Origin of the sequence: Azonexus sp., assembly GCF_036170495.1 — a bacterium.
Classification (GTDB): Bacteria; Pseudomonadota; Gammaproteobacteria; order Burkholderiales; family Rhodocyclaceae; genus Azonexus.
In genome coordinates this window covers 1-6,571 of sequence record NZ_JAVHPH010000041.1, presented here as the reverse complement: position 1 = coordinate 6,571, position 6,571 = coordinate 1, and the positions used below count along the sequence as shown (strand labels likewise).

Annotated in this window: 5 protein-coding genes; 4 read left to right on the top strand and 1 reads right to left on the bottom strand. The window is 58.4% G+C overall.

Going from position 1 to position 6,571, the window contains the following annotated elements; translation table 11 throughout:
- Positions 1–708: class I SAM-dependent methyltransferase (locus ADADOO_RS01610; protein ID WP_511274436.1), on the bottom strand; the 708-nt coding region annotated here is incomplete at its 3' end.
- A gap of 95 nt (positions 709–803) precedes the next feature.
- Here ADADOO_RS01610 and ADADOO_RS01605 point away from each other — a divergent pair.
- The 4 genes from ADADOO_RS01605 to ADADOO_RS01590 all read left to right on the top strand — a co-directional run bounded on the left by ADADOO_RS01605 (position 804) and on the right by ADADOO_RS01590 (position 6,521).
- The gene (locus tag ADADOO_RS01605) at positions 804–1,946 is read left to right on the top strand and encodes an FIST signal transduction protein (RefSeq protein ID WP_511274434.1); all 1,143 of its coding nucleotides are present in this window, start codon (positions 804–806) and stop codon (positions 1,944–1,946) included.
- A gap of 124 nt (positions 1,947–2,070) precedes the next feature.
- On the top strand, positions 2,071–4,713 hold the full coding sequence (locus ADADOO_RS01600) for a hybrid sensor histidine kinase/response regulator (RefSeq protein ID WP_511274432.1): 2,643 nt from the start codon (positions 2,071–2,073) through the stop codon (positions 4,711–4,713).
- Between the two features lie 129 nt (positions 4,714–4,842).
- Complete coding sequence (gene ttcA, locus ADADOO_RS01595) at positions 4,843–5,706, top strand: tRNA 2-thiocytidine(32) synthetase TtcA (RefSeq protein WP_511274430.1); 864 nt, start codon at positions 4,843–4,845, stop codon at positions 5,704–5,706.
- A 62-nt stretch (positions 5,707–5,768) separates the two neighbouring features.
- Positions 5,769–6,521, top strand: a complete 753-nt coding sequence (locus ADADOO_RS01590) for an adenylate/guanylate cyclase domain-containing protein (RefSeq protein ID WP_511274428.1) — start codon at positions 5,769–5,771, stop codon at positions 6,519–6,521.
- Positions 6,522–6,571 lie beyond the last annotated feature (50 nt).

The following is a 6,571-nucleotide window of genomic DNA, read 5'->3' as shown; positions in this document are numbered from 1 at the left end:
CCAGGCCCGCGCGGCAAGACTGATTTCGCTCTCGAACCCCGGCGGCAGGTGGCAGTGCGCACCGATCTCTTCGGCGGCAGTGAGCAGGGCGCCGCTGGCCGGGCGCTCGTTCCACGTGAAACCACCTGACTCATCAACCACAACACCGCGCTCGAAAATGCCATCTTCCCGCCAGGCGACGATGTGGGCCGGCATAGCGTCAAGCAGTTCATTGGCCACGACAACGCCGGAAAAACGTTCAGGCAGGCGATCCAGCCATTCCACCCGGGGCAACAAATGGGGCGCCGCCGCAGCGATCGTTTCATGCTGACGCTGGCGCAGATCGGCCGACAAATCGAGAATGAGGTAGCGCTCCGGTAGCGCCTCGGTTGCCTCCAGAGCAAGCAGCAAGTCGACCACCAAACGCCCGGAGCCGGCACCGACTTCAAGCACTACGGGGCACGATGCAGCGATGATCTGAGCGACCTGACGAGCGAGCGCCTGCCCGAATAATCCGCTCATTTCGGGCGCCGTGACGAAATCACCGGCCGCGCCGAACTTGCGCGCCCCGGCTGCGTAGTAACCCAGTCCCGGGGCGTAAAGAACCTGCTCCATGAAACGCGCAAAGGAAAGCCAGCCCGCAGCGGCAAAAACCTCGTTGACAAGCATTTTTTGCAAGCGCTGGCTGTGCACCAATGCTTCCGGCGCGGGAATCGGCAGATTATTCATGGCAAGTTCAAAAAGTGTCAATTTTAAGGCAACAAGGAGAATTCCTCCGCTGCCTATGCTATTTTTGCATTCTGCATCAAAGGAGGACACGCCCCTTGCGCATCAAACAAATAATCAATCGCAAGCCGACGGAACTAGCTTCTGCGCTAAGTAATCTGAAAGATGAAACGGCAGATCTGCTGTTGATTTTCGGCAGCGTCGAACACCTGACATTCCCTGGCTTGCGCGAGTCACTTAACAATGCATTTCCTGGGGCCATGCTGCTCGGCTGTTCGACTGCTGGCGAAATTACTGCGGACGGTGTCAACGATGGAACCTGCACCATCACCGCCATCGAGTTTGACACCACCCGCCTCCATCAAGGCAGCGCACGTCTGGCCGGCATGGAGGACTCCTTCGCTGCGGGCGAAAGGCTGGGGCAGCAAATTGCCGTAGCCGACCTCAAAGCCGTCCTCCTTTTCGGTCCCGGCGTACGGATCAATGGTAGCGCCCTGGTCAATGGCATCAGCAGCGCGATTGGTAGCGCCATCCCGATTACCGGCGGCCTGGCCGGCGACGGCGGCGCGTTCAAGGAAACATTCACTATCGGCCAGCACGGCGTGACCAACGACCATATCGTCGCCGTCGGCCTGAGTGGCGACCAGCTACGCTTTGGCCACGGCTCCTTCGGCGGCTGGGAAGCTTTCGGTCCGGCCCGCAAGGTGACGCGCTGCGACGGCAATATCCTGCATGAACTCGAAGGCGAACCGGCTCTCGAAATTTACCGACGCTACCTGGGCGAACACGCCAAGGGACTACCGGCATCCGGCCTGCTTTTTCCCTTCGCCATGCTCGGCGAAGACCATAGCGCTGTCGGCTTGATCCGTACCATTCTCGGCATCGACGAAGCTAGCGGCAGCCTGATCCTGGCGGGTGAAATCGATCCCGATGGCTATTTGCGGCTGATGCACGCCAGCACCGACAAGCTGGTTAGCGGGGCCGAATCGGCAGCGGACGCCGCGGCGGCGATGTTGCAGGGCACTGGCGAAAGCGTCGCCATTCTGGTCAGCTGCGTTGGCCGGAAACTGGTCATGGGTGACCGTGTTGATGAAGAAGTCGAGGCGGTCGGCGAGGTTTTTGGCCAGGCCGGCGTACTGACCGGCTTTTATTCGTATGGAGAAATCAGCCCGTTCGCCCCCGGCGCGTCGTGCAAACTGCACAATCAGACAATGACCATCACCTGCCTGAGCGAGGCCTGACCTAAACCGCATGCAAAAAGCGCTTCTCCGTCAGTTAAAACGCAGCCTCGGTATTGGCAGTGAGGCTGAATTGGCTGCGTTGCTGAGTTCAATGAATCGCGCCGCAACGACTGCAGACCCTGCCTTGCGAACTGCGCTGGATGGTTTTGGCGATTTTCTCAAGCACGTCGATTGCAGCTATGAACAATACGAGCGCGATCTGGATTTACGCACCCGCAGTCTGGAAATTTCATCGTCCGAGCTCTCGGACAGCAACGAGAAGCTGCGCCTGTCACTGGCTGACCGCGAAAACGCGTTGCGTTCGCTGCGCGATACCGTCCGCCATTTGTTACCGGACACCGATCCAAGCGACCACACCGATACGTTTGCCGATGCAGACATCGCCGAACTTTCCAAGCGAATCGCTTCGATGGTCGCCGAAGGCGAGCATGGCCGACGTGAGCTGGCGACGCAGAAATTCGCCCTCGACCAGCACGCCATCGTCAGCATTACCGATAGCGCCGGCACAATCCTGTATGCCAACGACCGTTTTTGCGACATCAGCGGCTATGCCCGCGAGGAACTCCTCGGTCGCAACCACCGCATCGTCAATTCCGGCGTCCATCCATCCGGGATGTTCCGCGACATGTGGCAGGCCATCTCGCTTGGCCAGGTCTGGCGTGGCGAAGTCTGCAACCGGGCGCGAAACGGGAATTTGTACTGGGTTAACGCCACCATTGTTCCCCTCTTGAACGCTGCCGGAGAGCCCGAACGGTATATCGCCATCCGCACCGATATTACCGACCGCAAGCGCATCGAGGCACAACTCTCGGAGCAGCTCCATCTGGTCGAAGAACTGATCGAAGCCATCCCGCTACCGGTTTATCTGAAAGATAGCGCTGGACGCTATGTTCGCCTGAACCGAGCCTTCGAGCAGTTTTTCCAGATCAGTCGCGAGAAACTGCTGGGCCACACGCTGAACGATCTCCTGCCGCCGGAGGACGCCCGCCTGCACACCGAAAAGGACGCCGAACTGTTTGCCAGCAAAGGCATCCAGTCTTACGAGACTGCCGTGCACAGCAGTGACGGGCTGATTCACGATACGGTCTATCGCAAAGCGGTCTTGACGCGACGCGATGGAAGCGTTTCCGGCTTGCTCGGTGTCATCGTCGACATCACCGAGCGAAAACGCGCCGAGATCGAAGTCCTGCGCGCCAAGGAGGCTGCTGAAGCGGCCAGCCGGGCGAAAAGCGATTTCCTCGCCAACATGAGTCATGAGATTCGGACGCCAATGAACGGCGTCATCGGGATGACCGATTTGGCCCTGGAAACGGCGTTGACCGTAGAGCAGCGCGAATACCTGAGCATCGCCAAGTCTTCCGCCGAGTCGCTGCTCACCATCATCAACGACATCCTGGATTTTTCGAAGATCGAGGCGGGGAAGCTGCTCGTCGAAGAGATTTCCTTCGATCTGTTTCAGCTCATTGCCGACGTCCTTAAACCCTTGGCCCTGCGCGCCGCCGAAAAGGGAGTCGAGCTGCTCAGCGAGGTGCTTCACGATGTCCCGCGCTACGTTCGGGGCGACCCCAGCCGGATTCGGCAGGTGCTGATCAATCTGCTCGGCAATGCCATCAAGTTCACCGCTAGCGGCGAAATCGCCTTGCGCACCGAACTGCTGCAGTTGCAGGATGGCCACGCCATCGTCCATTTCGCCGTGCGCGATACCGGCATCGGCATTTCCTCCCACAAGCAGGATCTGATTTTCGATGCCTTCTCGCAGGAAGACACCTCGACAACGCGCAAGTATGGCGGAACGGGTCTCGGGCTATCCATTTGCCGCCGTCTGGTCGAACTGATGGGCGGCCGAATCTGGCTGCACAGCCAACTGGGGGAAGGCAGCACCTTCCACTTTTCGGTGCAGCTTGAGTTGTCTGAGCAGGCGACATCGACCCAGGCTAGCCAGGTTAATTTGGTCGGCCGCCGCATCCTTGTGGTCGACGACAACGCCACCAACCGGCGCATCCTGAGCAGTATGTTGAGTTTGCTCAAAGCCGTTCCCCGCGCTGTCGACTCAGCGCAGGCAGCGCTAGCGTTGATGCACGAGGGCAACACGGATTTCGACTGTATCGTGCTCGATGCGCAAATGCCCGAGATCGACGGTTACGAACTGGCGCGGCGCCTGCACGCCGGCTACGGACATCTGCCGCCGATGTTGATGCTCTCATCCGGAGCCTTGCGTGGCGATGCCCAGCGATGCCAGGAAGCCGGAATTGCCGGTTTTTTCTCCAAACCCATTTCACTGGACGAGTTGCATGCCGCACTTGGACGACTGTTCGACAGCGTACCGCCGACCCAAAACCCAGGAGGCGCACCGTTGGTCACCCGCCATTCGCTGCGGGAATCCCGACGCGCGCTAAACGTGCTGCTCGTCGAAGATCATCCGACCAACCAGAAACTCGCCATCGGCCTGCTTGGTAAATGGGGGCACGCCGCAATGCTGGCCCGAAATGGCCAGGAAGCGCTCGATATTCTGGCCACCCGTTCCTTCGATGTGATCCTGATGGACATGCAAATGCCGGTCATGGGCGGCGTCGAAGCAACGCAACACATTCGCGCCCGCGAGGCGGAATATCACCAGACGCGTACGCCGATCATCGCCATGACTGCCGCAGCCCAGCAGGACGACCGCGACGCCTGCCTGGCAGCGGGCATGGACGACTATCTGTCGAAACCAATCAGGATCAAAGAGTTGCAGGAAAAACTGCTGGCCATTGGCGGAAACCACTGATTCAAAGCAGAATTTTTACGCCAGGCGGGTGGCACAAGGTACACTCGCCATTTTCAATTTTAGGCAAAATTTCCGGTTGACCGTGGCAACTCCACTGCCTGGTTCACACGCCGCCTTCGTCTCCCCGCCATGACCCAATCGAACAACCTGCTCAAACTGCGCAAATATCTGGAAGGCCGTACCGGCAAGGCAATCATCGACTACAACATGATCGAGGATGGCGACACCGTGCTCGTCTGCGTTTCTGGCGGCAAGGATTCCTACACGCTGCTCGCCATGCTGATGGCACTGCAGAAGCGGGCGCCAGTCAAATTTCGCCTGATTGCCATGAATCTCGATCAAAAACAGCCGGGTTTTCCCGCTGACGTTCTGCCACGCTACTTCGATTCGATCGGCATCGAGCATCGGATTGTCGAAGCTGACACCTATTCGGTCGTCAAGGAAAAGATACCCGAAGGAAAGACCACCTGTTCCCTCTGTTCGCGGCTTCGACGCGGCATCATCTACCGTACGGCCAAGGAACTTGGCGCCAACAAGATCGCCCTCGGCCATCACCGCGACGACATGGTCCATACGCTCTTTCTCAACATGCTTTTTGGCGGCAAACTCAAGGGCATGCCGCCCAAACTCGTCACCGACGACAAGGCGCATGTCGTCATCCGGCCGTTAGCCTACTGCGCCGAAGCGGACATCGCCAAATTCGCCCGTGGCATGGAATTCCCGATCATCCCCTGCAACCTGTGCGGCTCGCAGAACAACCTGCAACGGCAGAAAATCCGGGAAATGATGGAGGACTGGGACAAGCGCTATCCCGGCCGTACCGAATCCGTGTTCACCGCCATGCAAAATGTCGTTCCCTCCCACCTGGCAGATGGCAACTTGTTCGACTTTCATGGCTTGACACTGGACACCCCGGTTGAAGAGGGTGATATTGCCTTCGACCCCCCGGAAATACCAATCAGCGGGACCATCCCGATAAGCCTTTCGGCATAATGCAGAGGCCGCACGATCAACATATAATGAGCAGTCGTTTATTCATGGACTCCAGGTAGACAATGAGCGCCACGCAACGAAAGCTGATTGTGATGTTCGCCGATGTCTCGGGCAGTACGGCGCTTTTCGAGCGTCTAGGAGACAAAGAGGCAATGCATGCGGTTGAACGTTGCCTCAAGCGCATGAAGCGATCGATCGATGGCTACAAGGGCAAGACCATACAGGTTGTCGGGGACGAGTTGCTGGGGGCCTTTGAAACAGCCGAAGACGCATGCCAGGCGGCAATCGACATGCAACAACGGATTGCCGATTTGCCACCTGTTTCAGGCCTGAAATTGACTATTCGCATCGGTCTGCACTGCGGAGAGGTGGCCGACGATGGCAACAAACTCACCGGATCAGCCATCTCTACGGCTGCGCGTATCGCCGGTATTGCGCGACGGAATCAGATTTTGTGTAGCTTGCTTCTGGTCCAGGCACTGTCCGAACCAAGCTTTATTTCTGCCGATCCCATGCCAGAACTTGGTAGCGTTCCCGAAGAAGGCGAAGCACTACCGCTTTTCCAGATCAACTGGCCGAATTATCAAGGGGCAACTGCCAATTCAGCACATTCCGCTTTTGGCCCCAGCAGCACACTCCCACCCGAGCGGCTATGTGTTCGCCATCGCGGCAAAGCCTTCCTGCTCGACGATAAAACCCCGGTTCTTACTATTGGCCGCGATCTCGGCTGCAAGCTCATCATCGATGACCGCAAGGCCTCCCGCCAGCATGCACGCGTCGAACGTCGCAACGATGGCTTCTATCTGGTCGACTGAAGTGGCCCCCTGAGTCAAGACAGTAATGCCGTCAGTTTAAGCAGTGCATT